The sequence below is a fragment of the Bifidobacterium sp. MSK.13.1 genome (assembly GCF_019131435.1).
Classification (GTDB): Bacteria; Actinomycetota; Actinomycetes; order Actinomycetales; family Bifidobacteriaceae; genus Bifidobacterium; species Bifidobacterium pseudocatenulatum.
Map to the genome: position 1 here is coordinate 128384 of NZ_JAHOMM010000002.1, position 17653 is coordinate 146036.

The following is a 17653-nucleotide window of genomic DNA, read 5'->3' on the forward strand; positions in this document are numbered from 1 at the left end:
AGGGCGGTTGCGGGTATTTCGCAACCGCCCTTGGTTTTATCAGCGGTTACTATAGAAACCATGACTTCCATGCAACACAAGTTCGGGGCGCTTGATCTGATTCGAGCAGGGCTGCAAGATCTCGACAGGGCTCGCACGTTGTTCGACGAGCTGCACAATGACGGCATCGATGACGACAGGATGCGGCTGCTACTAGCCACGCTGGAAAAAGCGTGCGATCCCGACATCGCACTCAGCAACCTGGTGGACATCATCAAAGTGATGCAAAGCCGAGGCAAGGATTTCACCAACATCATCGCCGATGAAAACTCTTTCGTGCGACTGATCACCGTGCTCGGCGTATCCGATGAAATGGGCAAGCTCATGCGATTCCGCCCGGAACTCGTGGAGGCCGCAGCCAACGATGCCTGCGAAAGCCACCTTTACAATCACGAACAGCGCAGAGCGCATGTGCTCAAATCGGTAGGAGCCGATCCCAATGACCACACCATGCCGACCGCAAGCCTGCCACTTGCCGAAGCTGCGACGGCGCTACGTAAAACCTATCGCAAACAACTCGCCGCAATCATGGCGCAAGACGCCACGGCGAACGATCCCATCGAAATCCAACCGCGCATCAGCACCGAACTTTCCGACCTTGCGGACGCGGCGCTTGAAGGCGCGCTCGCCATCGCACGCCATGAAGTGGACGGCAGCGAACATGTGCGTTTCGCCATCATCGGCATGGGCAAACTGGGCGCACAGGAGCTCAACTATGTATCCGACGTGGACCTGATCTACGTGGTGGAACCCGCCGACATGGACACCAACGGCATGGCACTCAGCCGAATCGGCACCAAAATGGCCACCACGCTGCAACGTGTATGCCAATCCGTCATCATGGGCGTCGCAGAACCGACACTCTGGCAGATCGACGGTGGACTACGCCCCGAAGGCAAGGACGGTCCGCTGGTACGCAGACTCGAATCCCACGAAGCCTATTACGAGCAATGGGCGGAAAACTGGGAATTCCAGGCCCTGCTCAAAGCCCGCCCGGTAGCCGGCGACACCGACCTCGGACAAGCGTATATGGATATGACCCGACCGTTCGTTTGGACAGCTTCCAAGCGAGACAACTTCGTCTATGACTGCCAGCAGATGCGCAAACGTGTCGAAGACTTTATTCCCAACCCGCTGAAAGACCGCGAAATCAAACTCGGCAGGGGAGGCTTGCGCGACGTCGAATTCACCGTGCAGATGCTCCAACTCGTGCACGGCCGCTCCGACGAAGCATTGCGTACCAGCTCCACACTCGAATCCCTGCAGGCCTTGGCCGAAGGCGGGTACGTCTCACGCAAACAAGCCAAGAAACTTTCATGGGACTACCGATTCGAACGTGTGATGGAACACCGCCAGCAAATGTGGGCGCTCAAACGCACCCACCTGTTCCCAGACCTCGGCAAAGCCAACGCTGGCGGTCTTGAACGCAAACGAGACATCACCATCGACGAGCTGAACCAAAATCCCGAACTACGTCGACTCGCGCGCGCATTTCACATGCATCCCGAAGAACTCGTCAACAAATACGATGAGACACGTCGTGAGGTGCGTCACCTGCACATGGACATCTATTACCGGCCCATGCTGCCCATCAACGCGGGACTCGACGACGAACAGGTGGAACTCTCCACGAAAGCCACGCAGGAACGATTCGAATCCATCGGATTCGCCGATGCCGACGCGGCCATGCGGCACGTCACCGCGCTCACCGCAGGCATCTCCCGTGCGGCAAAAATCAACCGCATCCTGCTCCCCGCAGTACTGCAATGGCTCGGCGAAGGGCAGAATCCCGACATGGGACTGCTTAACTGGCGCAAACTTGAAGAAAACTTCGGCTCCGAAAGCGGATACCTCGGATTCCTACGCGATTCACCATCCGCGGCACAACGCCTATGCCACGTACTATCCAACTCACGATTCCTCGGCGACGCACTCAACAAATCCGTCGAATCAGTCACATGGCTCGGCAACGACGACTCTTTGCAACCACGTTCGCGAGAAAGCCTCGACATTCAAACCAAGGCGGCGCTTGAACGCAATGCCGGCAACATCAACGATTTCGCCAACTCCATCCGAGCCATGCGCAGACACGAAATCGAACGCATCGGTCTCGCTTGGATGAGTGGCGTGATCGACGATGAAGCATCGCTCGCCGGCATGACCGACGTATACGACGCGGCCATCGAAGCATCGCTGCAGTGGGCCATCCAGCATCGCATCAACGACATACAGATCGACGAAGCTCCGGCGGCGATCGCCATCATCGGCATGGGACGGTACGGCGGTAGGGAAGTGAACTTCAGCTCTGATGCTGACGTGATCATCATCTACAGGCCGGCCGAAGGTGCCGATGACGACCAAGCCAACCTTTTCGCACGAAAAGTGCAGGAAGACCTACGTGCGATCCTGCAAGGTCCAACCACATTCGAACCAAAAATCGAACTTGACATGGATCTTAGGCCTGAAGGCAAAAACGGACCGCTCGTACGTTCCTACGCATCCTGCGAGGAATACTATCGATCCTGGGCAAGCACATGGGAGCATCAGGCGCTGTTACGCGCACGATATGCGGCAGGCGACGCGTCTCTTGCCGAGGATTTCCTCATGAACATCGCCGACCCGTTGCGTTATCCGAAAATCGATCTTACGGAAACGCAGATCGCCGAAATCCGCAAACTCAAGGCACGTATGGAAGCTGAACGTCTGCCGCGCGGAGTACGTAGGGATCGCCATCTGAAGCTCGGCAAGGGCGGACTGTCTGACGTTGAGTGGACGATCCAGTTGCTGCAATTGCAGCATGCGGGAGACAATGCCAACTTGCGTGTCAACGGTACGTTGCAGGCATTGAACGAGTTGGAACATCGCAAGCTGATTTCCGCTGGCGATGCTGTGGTGTTGCGTAAGGCATGGCGTATGTGCACGGCCGCGCGCAACGGCAGTTATCTGTGGAGCGGACGCGTCAATCAGGCTGATATTTTGCCGGACGATTCATATTCGCTGGGAGGCATCGCCGTGTATCTCGGTTACGATGCGAATCGCGGCCAACATTTCGAAAACGACCTGCTCGCCGTGATACGCAAAGCCCGTGACGTAACGGAACGCCTGTTCTACGGTCGTTCGTGAGTCGTGCCATTTGAACGGCTAGGAGCATGGTGTGGCCGTCGGACCGAAGTTATACGGCTCTGACGGTTATGCTGATTCAGGGTTTCGTGCATGGAAGGATGGAGGTTGCGCCACGAATACTTGTGAACACGCGGTGAACTGGCAGGGTCTGCATTTCAGGCTATAGTTGGCTAGGTCACTTCGAGTGGCCACCTTCAACCACAAGTTGCATGAAAGGTGAGCCGTTGTCTTCAGTACTCGAACAGGCGGTTGAAACGCCGATGGTCGGGAAAAGCGTCATCACATTGGATGATCTTTCCATTCGCCAGATTCAGGAATTACTCCACAAGGCGCAGTACATTGATTCTCATCGTAAAGAAGTGGCGCACACCTGCGATGGCAGGGTGCTCGCCACTTTATTTTATGAGCCCAGCACCCGTACGCGTCTGAGCTTTGAAACCGCCATGCTCCGACTCGGCGGCAAGGTGATCGGCTTCGCCGGCGCCCAGCTCGCTTCCGTGACCAAGGGCGAAACCATTTCGGACACCCTGAAAACCGTGTCCAACTACGTGGACGTGGTGGCGATCCGCCACCCGAAGGAAGGCGCCGCGCTCGTGGCGTCCCGTGCAGCCTCCGTGCCGGTCATCAACGCCGGCGATGGTGGACATATGCACCCCACGCAGACTCTGGCCGATCTTGCGACGATGCAGTCGCGCTTCGGTCGCGTGAACAATCTGACTGTCGGACTGTGCGGCGATCTGACTTTCGGGCGCACCGTGCATTCCCTGATCGAAACCCTGTGCCGTTTCGGCAACGTGAACTTCGTGCTGATCAGCCCGGATGAGCTCAAGACCCCGCAGTATGTGCTCGACCGCATCAACGCCACCGACTCCTGCTCCTACACGGAAGTCAAGGATCTCGTTTCCGTGATCGGCGATCTCGACGTGCTGTACATGACCCGAGTGCAGAAGGAACGCTTCTTCAACGAAGACGACTATCTGCGACTGCGCGACACCTACATTCTCGACGAAGCCAAGATGGCTTACGCCAAGAAAGACATGGCCGTGCTGCACCCGCTGCCGCGAGTCAACGAAATCGCCGTCGAAGTGGATGACGACCCACGCGCTGCCTACTTCGAACAGGTCAAGAACGGCATGCTTATGCGCATGGCATTGGAAAGCTCGGTGGTCGGAGACGAACTGCCGGGATATGAACCGCTTGAATCCAAGGAGGTTGCAGCCTGATGGAAGTCACCAGCATTCAGAACGGCATCATCATCGACCATGTGCCTGCTGGCACCGCGCTCAAGGTGCTCGAATACCTGAAAATTGATCCGGCTAAGACCAAGCTCGCGCTGATCATGAACACCGACAGCCACATGTTCGGCACCAAAGACATCATCAAAATCGAAAGCGAAGAGGAAGCCGAAACCATCGACCTTGACGTGCTCGGCCTTGTGGCACGCACCGCAACCGTCGGCATTGTGCGCGGCGGTAAAATCGTAGAGAAAAAGCAGCCTACACTGCCGGAACATGTGGTCAATATCATCAAATGCGTGAACCCGCGCTGCGTGACTACCACCGAGCCGGCCGTACAGATGTTCCACCTGGTGCATTCCGACCGTCAGGAATACCGCTGCGACTACTGTGACGAGGAAGCGAAGTTCTGACCCATGACCCTCACCCTTCACGACATCAAGGTTTGGAACACCGGCGAAGTCATCGACCTGATCGTCCCATCTGACGCTGATGAAACGGTGGACGCTTCGGCCATGACCATCGCCCCGGGATTCGAAGATCCCCACGTCCACTTCCGCGATCCGGGCCAGACCTACAAGGAATCCATGGTTTCCGGTTGCGCGGCTGCCGCCTCTGGCGGGTATACGAACGTGCTCATCATGCCGAACACCGTTCCCGCCATGGATGGCGTGAAGGTGACGGCGGGGGAACCGGGCGCCAGTGAAGTGCTCGACGCCGGTTTCGACACGGTCATCGACTATTTGCAGCATTACGAACAAGCCCATGATGTGACCTTGCCGGTGCGTTATGACCTGTGCGTATGCGCTTCCAAAGGGCGTGCAGGCAAGGAAGCAACCGACGTGGCCGACTGGATCGGCTACCTGCCTGAACACGATGACGACAACAAGGACGCCTACCAGCTGTGCCACCCGGTGACCGCCATCAGCGATGACGGTTCCGCGGTAACACCGGAAATCCTCGACCAAGTGTTCGACAACGTCAAGAAATCAGGCTTATACCTGATCGAGCATTGCGAACACCACGACACCGGGGCGGTCAATGAAGGTCCCGTATCACGAGAACTGGGCGTACCCGGCATTCCCGAAGATACCGAACTGAAAATCGTCGAACGCGATATCGAGATGGCGCGCAAAACCGGCGTGCATGTGCACTTCCAGCATGTCAGCACTGCGATTTCTTTCGACGCGATTCGCAAGGCCAAAGCTGAAGGCTTACCGATCACGTGCGAAACTGCACCGCACTACGTTGCGTTGTGCGATGAAGCATTGCTGAAATACGGCACTCTCGCCAAGATGAATCCGCCGTTGCGCTCCGAAGAGGATCGCAAGGCAACCATCGCAGCCGTAGCTGACGGCACCGTCGATCTGCTGGCCACCGACCATGCACCGCATACCATGGAAGAGAAGGACCTTGGTTTCCTCGATGCTCCGAACGGCATCATTGGTCTTGAATGCGCGTATGGCGTATGCCACAAGATTCTTGTGGACGGTGGCTTTATCTCCGACGAACGCCTGATTGAACTCATGTCGACTGCGCCAGCCGAACTTATGGGCCACAGCAAGGCCGACGTCACAGCGTTGCTTGACGAATACGCAGACGCCGTCCCCGGAGACGACGACACCAAACGCGTGCTGGACCTCGTCAAGGTTCCTGCAGAAGACCGCGCGGATCTGGTGGTGCTCAACACCGACGAGGCATGGACCGTGAATCCTGAACGATTCCATTCCTCGGCTCGTAACACCCCGTTTGGTGGATGGCAGGTCACCGGCCGTCCGCTCGCCACCATCATCGGCTCGAAACTAGTCTTCAGCCGTATCAACAAGGAGGATTGATGGATCGCCTGATCGAAGCAATCGAAGCCAAGCAGAATCCGAGCGTTGTGGGACTTGACCCGACCGAAGCGCTCGTGCCAGCGCAAATCGTGGCCGGCTTTGCCGAGGAAATCAGCGAACAGGTTGAAGATCCGGCGGAAGCGCCGTCCATGCAGCTTTCCGTGGCCTTCTTCGAATTCAACCGCGCCATCATCGACGCCGTCGCAGACATCGTGCCTGCGGTCAAACCGCAGATCGCCATGTATGAGACGCTCGGTCCGGCAGGCATCGACGCCTACACCATGACCTGCGAATACGCCAAGCAGCAGGGCCTGTACGTGCTCGGCGACGTCAAGCGCGGAGACATCGGCTCTACCGCGGCTGCATATGCTCATCACCTCAGCGGTATAGGATTGGACGACACCGCCTATGATCCATGGCATGAGGATGCGGTGACCGTGAACCCATACCTCGGCACCGATGGCATCACACCGTTCGTCGACGCCGCCACCGCCAACGACAAAGACATTTTCGTGCTTGTACGCACCTCCAATCCGTCTAGCAGTGAACTGCAGGAACTTGAACTCGCCTCCGGTGAACGCGTATACGAGCATGTCGCCGATCTGGTGGAAGGCTGGGGCGCCGAAACCATCGGCAAGAACGGCTATTCACGTGTAGGCGCAGTGGTCGGAGCCACGCACCCAGAGGAAGGCAAGGCATTGCGCGCACGCATGCCGCACACGTTCTTCCTTGTACCGGGATACGGCGCTCAAGGCGGCACCGCGCAAGGTGTGGCCGGCATGTTCGACCGTGACGGCATGGGTGCGCTTGTCAACTCGTCACGTGGCGTTATCGGTGCATGGAAAAAGTCCGGCAAGTATTCTGAATCCATGAGCGCCGACGATGCTCTGGATCTGGTTGCGGAATCAGCCCGTGAGGCAGCCAAAGATATGCGTGACAATCTGCGTGCGGTCTTGCCGTAACCTGCCGACTGGCCAACTGTTCAATCTGAAAGAAAAACAACCACCAAACCATCGAACGTAACAGAGAGGGAGTTCATGACCACCGCAACAACGTTCGTTCCGACCGTTGCCGAAGCGACTGCGGCAGGCTTTTTCCCGAGCCGGCATGAAGTCGAGGTCGTTGACAATCAGGAACTGACTGACGGCGTGTACCGTTTGACGTTCCGTGACGAATACATCGCCAGCCATGCAAAGCCGGCACAATTCGTTGACGTATATTCCAACGATCCAAGCAAGCTGATGCCGCGTCCGTTCGGCGTTTGCGAAACCAACGGCGACGAAGTCAGCCTCATGTTCGCCGTGGTAGGCAAGGGCACCGCAGAATTTGCCGGATTGAAAGCTGGGGACACCATTCGTGTGATGGGCCCGCTCGGCAATTCGTTCAAGACCAAGGAGCCCGCCAATTATGTGCTCGTGGCAGGAGGTCTTGGCGTGCCTCCGCTCGTGCATGCGGCACAGCATATCGCCGGCATCGAAGGCGCGGTCAGCACCGCGGTGTTCGGCTACCGCAACGTGCGTTTCGGCGACGAATATGCGGGCAAGTATGCCGACAAGGTGTACAGCATCGACGAGAGCGAAGGCAACGTGATCACCTTGCTTGACCGCATCGAAGGCGAGTTGATGGATTCGGGACTCAAGCCGGTGATTCTGACCTGCGGTCCTCTGCCGATGATGAAGGCCGTCGCCGCATGGGCCGTGAAGCGTGACATGGCGTGCCAGCTGAGCTTGGAACAGCGCATGGGCTGTGGCTATGGCACTTGCGTGCTGTGTACGGTCGACACGTTGGACGGACGTTTGAAGGTCTGCTCCGATGGTCCGGTCTTTACTCGCGAACGTTTGGGATGGGGTGAATGAGATGATCGACGATACCCAGCATGAGAACCTGTACGGTTCGTACGAGTGGAAGCATCCCACGCAGGTGGCGGGCGTGCCGTGGAAGAATCCGGTCGCCACGGCTTCCGGCACCTTCCAGTATGCGGCGGTCCGCTGGTTCTACGACGTGAGCCAACTGGGCGCGGTCACCACCAAGGGCGTCTCCCCGGTGCCATGGGAAGGCAATCCCGGCATTCGTACCGCTGAAGGCCCATCCAGCAACATCAACGCGGTCGGCCTGCAGAACCCGGGTGTGGACCATTATTTGGAAGACGACCTGCCCAAGCTCAAGGCCATCAACGCCACGGTCATCGCCAATGTGGCCGGTCACTGCGACGACGACTATGTCGAAGTCGTGTCCAAGCTGAATGATTCTCCGGCAGACATGCTGGAAATCAACGTGAGCTGCCCGAACGTGTCCGCCGGAGGTATGAGCGTCGGCACTGATCCGGTGGCGTTGAGCCGTCTGATCACCCGCCTGCGCAAGCTCACCGACAAGAAGATGATTGTCAAGCTCACGCCGAACGTCACCGACATCACCGTGCCTGCCCGCGCGGCCGTGGAAAGCGGCGCCGACGCGCTGAGCATGATCAACACACTGCTCGGCATGCGCATCAACATTCGCACTGGAGAACCGATCATCGACCATGTGACCGGCGGCGTTTCCGGACCGGCCGTGCTGCCGATGGGACTCGTGGCCGTGTGGAAGACCCGCTCCGCATTACCGAACACTCCGATCATCGGCATCGGTGGCATCGATTCCGGTGAGAAGGCGCTTGAATACCTGTATGCCGGAGCGAACGCCGTGGAAGTCGGTGCGGCCGCACTGTTCGAACCGACCGCGCCATTGCGTGTGGCCCGCGAACTCGACGAGCTGCTCGACGCACGTCCCGAACTCGCAGACAAGCTCGCCAAGGGCGAAACTTGGCGTTGACCTCGATCATTCATCAAAGGAGCATGACATGACTGAATCCCTCGACCACCGTTTTACCAAGTTCCTGCTGGAAGCGCAGGCGCTGAAATTCGGCGAGTTCACGCTGAAGTCCGGTCGTAAGTCGCCGTATTTCATCAATGCGGGCGCATTCAACGACGGACGTAAGATCGCCACGCTCGGCGCATTCTATGCGGAGAAGATCGCGGCGGAAATCGAAGCAGGCAATCTGCCGAACGACATCGACACCATTTTCGGTCCTGCCTACAAGGGCATTCCGCTGGGCGTCTCCACCGCGATCGCTCTGACTTCCGGCCACGGTATGGAAGTCGGCTACACCTTCGACCGCAAGGAGAAGAAGGATCATGGCGACGGCGGCATGATGGTCGGCACCCAGCTGACCGACGGCATGAAGGTACTGCTCGTCGACGATGTGATGACCGCAGGCACCGCAGTACGCGAGGTCATTCCCAAGCTCAAGGCCGAAGCGGATGTGGAGGTCGTCGGCTTGGTGCTTTCCGTGGATCGTATGGAAAAGACCAAGGATTCCGACACGTCCGCGGTGAAGGCCGTCGAAGCAGAGTTCGGCTTCCCGGTATTCGCCATTGCCAACGTGCGCGAGATCTTCGAGGCCGGCCAGCATATCGAAACCGCTGACGGCACCGCGTATGTGACCGACGAGATCAAGGCCGCTGCCGACGCTTATCTGGAGCAGTATGGTGCCTGAATTCTATAGGCGGGTCCTATAGTTGACATATGAAAAGTGCCTCACACCAATCGAAAGCATCGGTGCGAGGCACTTTTCAATCTCATATCAGAGTGCATCCAGTTGATGAGTGCATTCAGTCGATCAGGTTGTATCCATGGTCGGCCACCACCGACTTGAGCTTCTCCAAATAGTTTTCCGCGGCCTTCGACAGCTTCGCACGCTCGTTCGTGATCCAGCCGACCAGCATGGTCTCATCGGTGTCAAGCGGCACGGTCACGATTTTCTCATTGTTGAGATCGCCGTTGTCGATGCCGGTGCACACGGTGTAGCCGTTCAGACCGATGATGAAGTTCAGAATCGTCGCACGGTCGGTCACGTTGATCTGCTTGGGGGAGTATTCCGGCCAGACCGCCTCTTCGGCGAAGAAGAAGCTGCCCTCCTCGCCCTGCTCGTACTGGATGAACGGGAACGGCTTCAAGTCGTCCATCGTGACTTTCTTCTTGCCGGCCAGTGGATTGTTGCGTGAAATGAACACATGCAACGGAGCACGGAACAGTGGATGGAATTCCAAATGCTTTTCGCGCAACATCTTGCCAATCACGTCTTTGTTGAAATCGGACAGGTAGATGATGCCGATTTCGGAAAGCATGTTCGCCACTTGGTTGATGATGTCTTTGGTGCGCGTCTCACGAATGGTGAACTCGTATTCGTCGGATTTGATGGAGTTGATCATTTCCACGAACGCTTCGACGGCGAACATGTAATGCTGTGTGGACACGGAACACAGCTGCTTGCGTGGCTTCGCGTTCTTGTAACGTTCTTCGAGCAGCGACGCCTGATCGAGCACCTGGCGCGCGTAGGTGAGGAATTCCGCTCCGTCCACGGTCAAGGCGATGCCTTGCGACGAGCGGGTGAAGATCTCGATGCCAAGCTCATTCTCGAGTTCCTTCACAGACGAGCTCAACGCGGGCTGTGACACGTACAGCTCGTGCGAGGCTTCGTTCATGGAACCGCATTCCACGATTTTCACAATATATTTCAGCTGAAGAAGAGTCATAAATTCAGGTTAGAGCCATGTACTGACCGTGGGGGAGTGCTTATACCCTCTTGTCTGGATAGTGGACTGCCGATCGCGCAGATCAAGGACGTGAAAAACCAATTGCAGCTTGACGAGGATCGCACACAGTTGGAAACCCCACAAACCGTGCTCGACAAAACCGGTCAGGTGTTCGCCCAATGGGAGCGGACCGGCTTGACGGGTCAGGCCCACAAGCAAAAGAGTTGCCCCTATCGGAGTGCTCCATATCGGCATAAGCGACAAAAAGGGATTGCCCGGCTTTCTACACACCAGACAATCCCGTTCGTCACAACCTACTACAGTTCGGTCTACTGGTACAGATGGCCGCCCTGCTCGCGGAAGCGCTCGCTCATCTCTTGCATGCCGGCAGCGATGGTTTGCGCGTCGGCGACGAGCTTCTCCTGTGCTTCGGCATTACCGAATTTTTTGCGGATGTTTTGGCTGATGGCCATGGAGCAGAACTTCGGACCGCACATCGAACAGAAATGCGCCATCTTCGCAGGCTCGGCCGGCAAAGTATCATCATGGAACGCGATGGCGGTGTCCGGATCGTAGCTCAGGTTGAACTGGTCAAGCCAACGGAATTCGAAACGTGCCTTGCTCATGGCATTGTCGCGGTCGATGGCATGCGGATGATGCTTGGCGATATCAGCCGCATGGCAGGCGATCTTGTATGCGATCACACCTTGCTTCACATCGTCCTTATTTGGCAGCCCAAGATGTTCCTTCGGCGTCACATAACACAGCATGGCAGTGCCATAGCGGGCGATTTCCACACCGCCGATCGCCGACGTGATGTGGTCGTAGCCGGGAGCGGTGTCGGTGGTGAGCGGTCCAAGCGTATAGAACGGCGCGTCCTTGCAGATCGCCTTTTCCATCTCGATGTTCATGCGCACGGTGTCGAACGGAATATGGCCGGGTCCTTCGATCATCACCTGCACGTCGTGTTCCCATGCGCGCTGCGTAAGCTCGCCCAAAGTCATCAGTTCGGCGAACTGTGCCGCATCGTTCGCATCGGCAAGCGATCCCGGACGAAGTCCATCACCCAGTGAGAATGCGACATCGTACTTGGCGAAGATCTCACACAACTCATCGAAATGCGTATACAGGAAGCTTTCCTGATGATGCTGCAAACACCATTCGGCCATGATCGAACCGCCACGCGAAACGATGCCCGTCATACGATTCGCCGTCAACGGCACGAAACGCAGCAGCACACCGGCGTGAATCGTCATGTAATCCACGCCTTGCTCGCACTGTTCGATCACTGTGTCGCGGAACAGTTCCCAGCTGAGCTTGGACGCATCATCCTCCACCTTTTCGAGCGCCTGATACATTGGCACGGTGCCGATCGGCACGGGGGAGTTGCGCAGAATCCATTCACGAGTGGTGTGAATGTCGTTGCCGGTAGACAGATCCATCACAGTGTCGGCACCCCACTTGGTGGCCCACGTGAGCTTCTCCACCTCCTCGTCAATAGACGAAGTGACCGCCGAATTGCCCATATTGGCGTTGAGCTTGGTGAGGAACTTCGAGCCGATGATCATGGGTTCAGCTTCGGGATGGTTGATATTGCAAGGCATGACCGCACGCCCTGCGGCCAGTTCGCTGCGTACCAATTCCACGCTGCAATGCTCGCGCTCCGCCACATAGCGCATTTCCGGCGTGATGATGTTGTGGCGCGCGTACCACATTTGCGTCACCGGATGATCCTTGGCCTTCATCGGCTTATGCTGGCGACCACGCCACTCCTTGGAAGCCTTGCCACGTTTGATGGCGCGTTTGCCGTCATCTTCCAAATTGCGGCGACGTCCTTCATATTCTTCGACGTCTCCACGGTCAAGAATCCAGTCCAAACGTAGGGGAGCGAGACCCTCCTTCGGATCGCATTTCGGACCTTCGGTGTTGTAATCCTTGAATGGTGCGTTCGGTCCGACGCCAGGAGTGTCAGACAGTTTGATTTCAGTGTACGGCACTTGCAGATCGTAGGAACCGAATTCGTTTTCGAAATGCACCGGCGTGGTTTTGCGAATATGTGCTTTGTCTCGCTGCTTGGAATCACGTGCGGCAATGTCGACGCGCTGTTGCTTGGCAAGCTTGGAGGCGGCCTTGGCTTCCTTCGCATTGGTGAACTTCTTTTCGCCGGATGCGCCGTCGGCTGTGTTGTCAGTGTTGATTTCCGCTGTTTTCTGGGCTTTCACGCGCGGCGCGTACCCGTGCTTCGTGTCGCCACGTACGGCTTTCCAGCGCGCTACCATATTGCGGGTTGCAGCTTCCGGATCATCAGCTCCTGCAATCGCGGACACCACGAACCAGCCTGCCGCCTTTGAATGCGCCAGCATCTCCATATCATCTGCGGTCACGCCACCGCCTATCACTACCGGAAAACCACTGGCTGAACAAATGGTGTTGATCTGCTCTTCGTCAAGCGTGCGACCGGAACCGTCATTGCCGCCTACGGACGCTTCCGGCTTGGTGACGGAAACATGCAGTGGTGCCGCACCGATATAGTCGATGCAGCCGTCGGGCAATTCGTTGATGAGTTTGACCAGGCTTTCCGTTTCGGCGGACAAGCCCACGATGGCATCTTCGCCAAGCAGTGCACGGGCTTCGCGCGGTTCCATATCGGTCTGTCCGATGTGCACGCCGTCAACCTTGATGCCTTTGCTGCGGGCCTGCCAGACCACGTCCACACGGTCGTCGATCACGAATGCCACGGAATCCGACTTATTGTTGTCTTCGATGATTTGCGCGATATCACGCGCCATGTCGGTGAGATCCTTCGCGTCAGCGTCTTTGACGCGCAGTTGGATGAAGCTTGCGCCCCCGCGCAATGCGTCATCGATGACGTCGGTGATCGGTCGGCCTTTGCAATCCTGTGGTCCTACCACAAAATAGGCGCTCAGGTCGAAGCTGTCTCGCATCGACGCATATGGATAATTGCTCATGATTCCCCCTTGATTATGATGTTTTGGGTTGGGAAAACTTGATTTCGCAGGCAATGGGTATGCTGACGCGCCCGTATGCTCGGTTATACGGGATAGAAAACGGAATCACGATTGATGATTGCGTGATGCAGACTGTTTGGTCGACGCATCTGCTGCGCAGACTTTTACGGATGCCAATTGACGCTGGCAATGCGTGTGCGCTACGACACTCATTCTTCGCTCCCTACGATGGTGTTAACCAACAGGTTCAAAGGGTCAGGCATTCGCCTATCTCAGCTCCGTTGGGGAGCCCCCCTGCTTTACGTGTTGGCTATGAATCTACGCCCTGCACTGGACGTAACTTTCATCGAAGCCCACAGGAGAGTCAGGCCAGCCGTCACTTTCGCATGTATCGCCTCCATCCGCGTCACGCCTCCGCCGCGCAACTCACAGCAAACTCTCCTTGCAGGCTAATCTATACTTCAGTTCAATGCATTGCGTGTGAAAGAGGTCGACTACATGTTGGAAACGGAACGGCTGACATTGAGGGCTTGGGCGGAAACAGATGCGGAAAGCTTGTACTCCTATGCGAAAGATCCGGATATCGGGCCTGTCGCGGGCTGGCCCGCACACCGATCGAAAGAAGAAAGTCTCAATACGATTCGTCATGTGCTCAATGGCAAGGAATGCTACGCGATTTGCGAGCGCGGCAGCAATAACCCCATTGGTTCGATTGAGTTAAAGCTTAATGGTCATACGGATATGACGGATCGTGATGATGAGTGTGAGTTGGGTTACTGGCTGGGCAAGCCTTTCTGGGGGAGGGGTTATATGCCGGAGGCAGCCAAGGAGGTTATCCGTCATGGTTTTGTTGATCTTGGTATGAGTGCGATTTGGTGCGGTTATTATGACGGCAATCTGAAGTCGAAGCGGGTGCAGGAGAAGGTTGGTTTTGTCTATCATCACACGTGTGATGAGGTGCCGGTGCCTCTTATGCACGAGGTGCGTGTCGGGCACGTGAATGTTCTTACCAAATCACGCTGGCAAAATTTAGCTGCCTGCTGATTGTGCTAGAAGCTAACCTAGAATGCTTTGGAAGGGTCTTGGTGGGCTTCGAACGGATGCTGGTCAAGACCCTTTAGAGCTTCATGATGTTTTCCTCGATGCGACGGATGACGTCAATGAAAGCTTCATCGTTGTGCCCGGTTGGATCTGGCAGATTCCAATTATCGTCGAAAGCCTTGCCGATATAGGGACATCCCACGTCGCAGCCCATGGAGATCGCGGTGTCAGGTTTTGGAATATCCGAAATCAGCTTGGAGTATTGCGTTTTCTCCATGTCGATGCCGTAAAGCTCTTTCATGAGTCGTACGGCATCCTGATTGATCTGCGGCTTGGTTTCCACACCTGCGGAATAAAAATCACAATCGGTTCCGCGTAGATGCTTTCCCAACGCTTCGGCAATCTGGCTGCGGCATGAATTATGCATGCAAATAAAAGCCACTTTTCTCATAGCTTTCCCTGTCTGCGATGTTATGATTTCACGATTGCTGTCCCGTATTATACGTTTCGCCCAATGCTCCGCGTTCACATCATCGAATAACACAATGCCCGGTACGACCATGTCATAAGCTGGTCGTACCGGGCATTGGCTTGGATTATTCGCCCCAGACTTCTTCGGCGATGGACCTTACGAGTGCGATCTTGGCCCACTGCTGCTCCTCAGTGAGCTTGTTGCCTTCCTCAGTGGAGGCAAAACCGCACTGGGTGGACAGGCATAAGCGGTCGAGCGGCACATGCTGGGCCGCTTCGGAGATGCGAGCCTTAATCACTTCCGGATCTTCAAGTTCCGGTCTCTTGGAGGTGACGAGGCCAAGCACAACCTGTTTATCGCCGGAAACCTCAGCCAGTGGCGCGAAGTCACCGGAACGGTCGTCGTCGAACTCCAGATAGTAGGCGTCCACGTTCTCTTCGCCGAACAGCTTGGCTGCGACCGGAGCATAACCGCCGGACGACAGCCACGTGGAATGGAAATTACCACGGCAGATATGGGTGTTGATCACCAAATCATCAGGCTGGTCTGCGATCACTGTGTTGATCACGTCAAGATTCTCCTGCTGCAGGCGGGCCGCATCCTCATCGCTCCAGCCGAGACGCTCACGCACGCTCTTGTCGCACAGGCGAGTCCAAGTGCAGTCATCGAACTGCACGTTACGGCAGCCGGCGGCATACAGGTCGGCAATGACCTGACGGTATGCGGCCACGATATCCGCGGTCAGCTCGTCGTCATCTTTGTAGAACTCGTCGTACGGGTAGGCGTTCTTGTTGCCGGTAAGCACGAAACGGGTCTGCGCTGGGGAAGGCATGGTCTGGCGAGCAACGGTATTGTCATCTTCAAACTGCTTGACGAACTTGAAATGCTCCACGAACGGATGATCGTGTCCGTCGAGCTTGCCGGTCACCGTGGCAGTGTCGGCGGGAGTGACCTCGTCATGGAAGGCAACGCGATGGGCGGCGGAAACATGGTCCACGCCGTTGAAGCCCCACATGAAATCGAAATGCCACCAGCCGCGACGGAATTCCCCATCGGTGATGACATGCAGGCCGGCGGCCTTCTGCTTGGCAACCAGATCAGTGATCAGCCTGTCTTCGACGGCCTTCAGCCCAGCGGCATCGATGGTGCCTGCAGCATAATCTGCGCGAGCCTGCTTGAGTTCGTCCGGACGCAGATAAGAACCGACCACATCGGCGCGGAACGGCGCATTCTTGGAATATGCCATGATTCTCCTTTGGCTATTGATTTGCGATTAACAATCACAACGACAAAACCAACAATATGCTATCCCACCACCTGCGAACGCGACGCATTCCATCCGCCTGGTTGACAACGTACTTCCGTCCGTCCGCAGAGTTTTCAATGCTGGAATAAATGGGGGCAAATGACACTGCATGGCGTTCCGATATTGGCAGACGCGCGGCCGATGATTGTGCAAAGAATCGCGAAAGGCATGCGGAATCACGACATGAGTTGCGTTGTGTTCGTATATAATCGCAACGGACATGAACGACTGCAAGGAGGCTGCCATGACTGTGCCGCAACGAGTGCTTGACACTATGAATTCCGGACTGATCTACACCTGCGATGACGAAGAGATGATCAAAGCACAGAAGGAACAGATGGAACTGCTATACGACTTCAATGCAACCCGCCCCAGTCAAATGACGCAACGCAACGAAATCGCACGCCAACTGCTTGGCGAATTCGGCGAGGACGCTTATATCGAACCGCCGTTACATGCCAATTGGGGATGCAACACGTATTTCAGTGCGCACGCTTACGCCAATTTCAACCTTACGTTAGTTGATGATGGTGAAGTGCATATCGGCGAACATACCATGATCGGCCCGAACTGCACTATCATTACCACCGGCCATCCGATTCGTCCTGACCTGCGCGAGAAGGTCACACAGTATTCTCTGCCGGTCACCATCGGCCGTAATGTGTGGTTGGGCGCCAACGTTACCGTGCTTCCCGGCGTCACCATTGGCGACAATTCGGTGATTGGCGCATGCTCGCTGGTTACCAAAGATATTCCCGCCAATATGGTCGCATTCGGACAGCCATGCAAGGTGTATCGCGAAATCGGCGAACATGATGACGTCTACTATTGGCGTGACCGCATGATCAACCCACCCTATGACCAGAAGCAGTAAAACAAATCACTATCGACCAACCGTTCAAACAGGTCGAATCATCGTGGACTAGTCGTTATGACAGATCCACGATCTCATAATTTGCGACTGTCAAGCGAAATACCGGGCGCACCATTGCTCCACCACACGGGCAAGGTGCGCCTTCTTTGAAAACTCAGTCCTGGTTGCTCCAATCAATCATGCTTCCC

The 17653-nt window shown here is 56.4% G+C and carries 14 protein-coding genes and 1 riboswitch; of the genes, 10 read left to right on the forward strand and 4 right to left on the reverse strand.

Going from position 1 to position 17653, the window contains the following annotated elements:
• Positions 1-69 precede the first annotated feature (69 nt).
• From KSY55_RS03255 to pyrE, 8 genes are all read left to right on the forward strand, one after another.
• Positions 70-3162 (forward strand): bifunctional [glutamine synthetase] adenylyltransferase/[glutamine synthetase]-adenylyl-L-tyrosine phosphorylase, encoded by a 3093-nt coding sequence (locus KSY55_RS03255; RefSeq protein WP_118233478.1) that lies wholly within the window; start codon positions 70-72, stop codon positions 3160-3162.
• Positions 3163-3371: 209 nt separating this feature from the next.
• Positions 3372-4385, forward strand: coding sequence for an aspartate carbamoyltransferase (pyrB, locus tag KSY55_RS03260; protein WP_004221884.1), 1014 nt, complete (start codon positions 3372-3374; stop codon positions 4383-4385).
• Complete coding sequence (locus KSY55_RS03265; protein ID WP_003834948.1) at positions 4385-4810, forward strand: aspartate carbamoyltransferase regulatory subunit; 426 nt, start codon at positions 4385-4387, stop codon at positions 4808-4810. Before pyrB ends, KSY55_RS03265 begins: the two co-directional genes overlap by 1 nt.
• A 3-nt stretch (positions 4811-4813) precedes the next feature.
• Positions 4814-6232, forward strand: a complete 1419-nt coding sequence (locus KSY55_RS03270; protein WP_022245185.1) for a dihydroorotase — start codon at positions 4814-4816, stop codon at positions 6230-6232.
• The gene (pyrF, locus tag KSY55_RS03275; protein WP_004221887.1) at positions 6232-7194 is read left to right on the forward strand and encodes an orotidine-5'-phosphate decarboxylase; all 963 of its coding nucleotides are present in this window, start codon (positions 6232-6234) and stop codon (positions 7192-7194) included. Before KSY55_RS03270 ends, pyrF begins: the two co-directional genes overlap by 1 nt.
• Before the next feature lie 75 nt (positions 7195-7269).
• On the forward strand, positions 7270-8088 hold the full coding sequence (locus tag KSY55_RS03280; RefSeq protein ID WP_065439672.1) for a dihydroorotate dehydrogenase electron transfer subunit: 819 nt from the start codon (positions 7270-7272) through the stop codon (positions 8086-8088).
• 1 nt (position 8089) lies between these two features.
• The gene (locus KSY55_RS03285) at positions 8090-9040 is read left to right on the forward strand and encodes a dihydroorotate dehydrogenase (protein WP_004221891.1); all 951 of its coding nucleotides are present in this window, start codon (positions 8090-8092) and stop codon (positions 9038-9040) included.
• Positions 9041-9068: 28 nt separating this feature from the next.
• Positions 9069-9764 carry an orotate phosphoribosyltransferase gene (pyrE, locus tag KSY55_RS03290; protein WP_004221893.1) on the forward strand — a complete coding sequence of 232 codons (696 nt, stop codon included), beginning with the start codon at positions 9069-9071 and terminating at the stop codon, positions 9762-9764.
• A 115-nt stretch (positions 9765-9879) separates the two neighbouring features.
• On the opposite strand, the gene KSY55_RS03295 is transcribed toward pyrE, so the two are convergent.
• Positions 9880-10803: a LysR family transcriptional regulator gene (locus KSY55_RS03295; protein WP_004221895.1), complete on the reverse strand. Its 924-nt coding sequence runs from the start codon at positions 10801-10803 to the stop codon at positions 9880-9882.
• 329 nt (positions 10804-11132) lie between these two features.
• Positions 11133-13772, reverse strand: coding sequence for a phosphomethylpyrimidine synthase ThiC (thiC, locus tag KSY55_RS03300; protein ID WP_118292647.1), 2640 nt, complete (start codon positions 13770-13772; stop codon positions 11133-11135).
• Positions 13773-13975: 203 nt separating this feature from the next.
• Positions 13976-14078, reverse strand: a riboswitch (TPP riboswitch).
• A 192-nt stretch (positions 14079-14270) separates the two neighbouring features.
• Between thiC and KSY55_RS03305 the strand changes: the two genes are divergently transcribed.
• Positions 14271-14816, forward strand: coding sequence for a GNAT family N-acetyltransferase (locus KSY55_RS03305; protein WP_117754664.1), 546 nt, complete (start codon positions 14271-14273; stop codon positions 14814-14816).
• 73 nt (positions 14817-14889) lie between these two features.
• On the opposite strand, the gene KSY55_RS03310 is transcribed toward KSY55_RS03305, so the two are convergent.
• Together KSY55_RS03310 and KSY55_RS03315 are read right to left on the reverse strand one after the other, a co-directional pair.
• Positions 14890-15264 carry a low molecular weight phosphatase family protein gene (locus KSY55_RS03310; protein WP_022245191.1) on the reverse strand — a complete coding sequence of 125 codons (375 nt, stop codon included), beginning with the start codon at positions 15262-15264 and terminating at the stop codon, positions 14890-14892.
• 145 nt (positions 15265-15409) lie between these two features.
• On the reverse strand, positions 15410-16531 hold the full coding sequence (locus tag KSY55_RS03315; RefSeq protein ID WP_117675147.1) for a 5-methyltetrahydropteroyltriglutamate--homocysteine S-methyltransferase: 1122 nt from the start codon (positions 16529-16531) through the stop codon (positions 15410-15412).
• A gap of 304 nt (positions 16532-16835) precedes the next feature.
• Between KSY55_RS03315 and KSY55_RS03320 the strand changes: the two genes are divergently transcribed.
• Positions 16836-17465, forward strand: coding sequence for a sugar O-acetyltransferase (locus tag KSY55_RS03320; RefSeq protein ID WP_022245192.1), 630 nt, complete (start codon positions 16836-16838; stop codon positions 17463-17465).
• Positions 17466-17653: the final 188 nt, after the last annotated feature.

Coding starts and splice junctions, on each gene's coding strand:
- KSY55_RS03255 (WP_118233478.1), top strand. CDS start 70: ATGCAACACAAGTTCGGGGCGCTTGATCTGATTCGAGCAGGGCTGCAA.
- pyrB (WP_004221884.1), top strand. CDS start 3,372: ATGAAAGGTGAGCCGTTGTCTTCAGTACTCGAACAGGCGGTTGAAACG.
- KSY55_RS03265 (WP_003834948.1), top strand. CDS start 4,385: ATGGAAGTCACCAGCATTCAGAACGGCATCATCATCGACCATGTGCCT.
- KSY55_RS03270 (WP_022245185.1), top strand. CDS start 4,814: ATGACCCTCACCCTTCACGACATCAAGGTTTGGAACACCGGCGAAGTC.
- pyrF (WP_004221887.1), top strand. CDS start 6,232: ATGGATCGCCTGATCGAAGCAATCGAAGCCAAGCAGAATCCGAGCGTT.
- KSY55_RS03280 (WP_065439672.1), top strand. CDS start 7,270: ATGACCACCGCAACAACGTTCGTTCCGACCGTTGCCGAAGCGACTGCG.
- KSY55_RS03285 (WP_004221891.1), top strand. CDS start 8,090: ATGATCGACGATACCCAGCATGAGAACCTGTACGGTTCGTACGAGTGG.
- pyrE (WP_004221893.1), top strand. CDS start 9,069: ATGACTGAATCCCTCGACCACCGTTTTACCAAGTTCCTGCTGGAAGCG.
- KSY55_RS03295 (WP_004221895.1), bottom strand. CDS start 10,803: ATGACTCTTCTTCAGCTGAAATATATTGTGAAAATCGTGGAATGCGGT.
- thiC (WP_118292647.1), bottom strand. CDS start 13,772: ATGAGCAATTATCCATATGCGTCGATGCGAGACAGCTTCGACCTGAGC.
- KSY55_RS03305 (WP_117754664.1), top strand. CDS start 14,271: ATGTTGGAAACGGAACGGCTGACATTGAGGGCTTGGGCGGAAACAGAT.
- KSY55_RS03310 (WP_022245191.1), bottom strand. CDS start 15,264: ATGAGAAAAGTGGCTTTTATTTGCATGCATAATTCATGCCGCAGCCAG.
- KSY55_RS03315 (WP_117675147.1), bottom strand. CDS start 16,531: ATGGCATATTCCAAGAATGCGCCGTTCCGCGCCGATGTGGTCGGTTCT.
- KSY55_RS03320 (WP_022245192.1), top strand. CDS start 16,836: ATGACTGTGCCGCAACGAGTGCTTGACACTATGAATTCCGGACTGATC.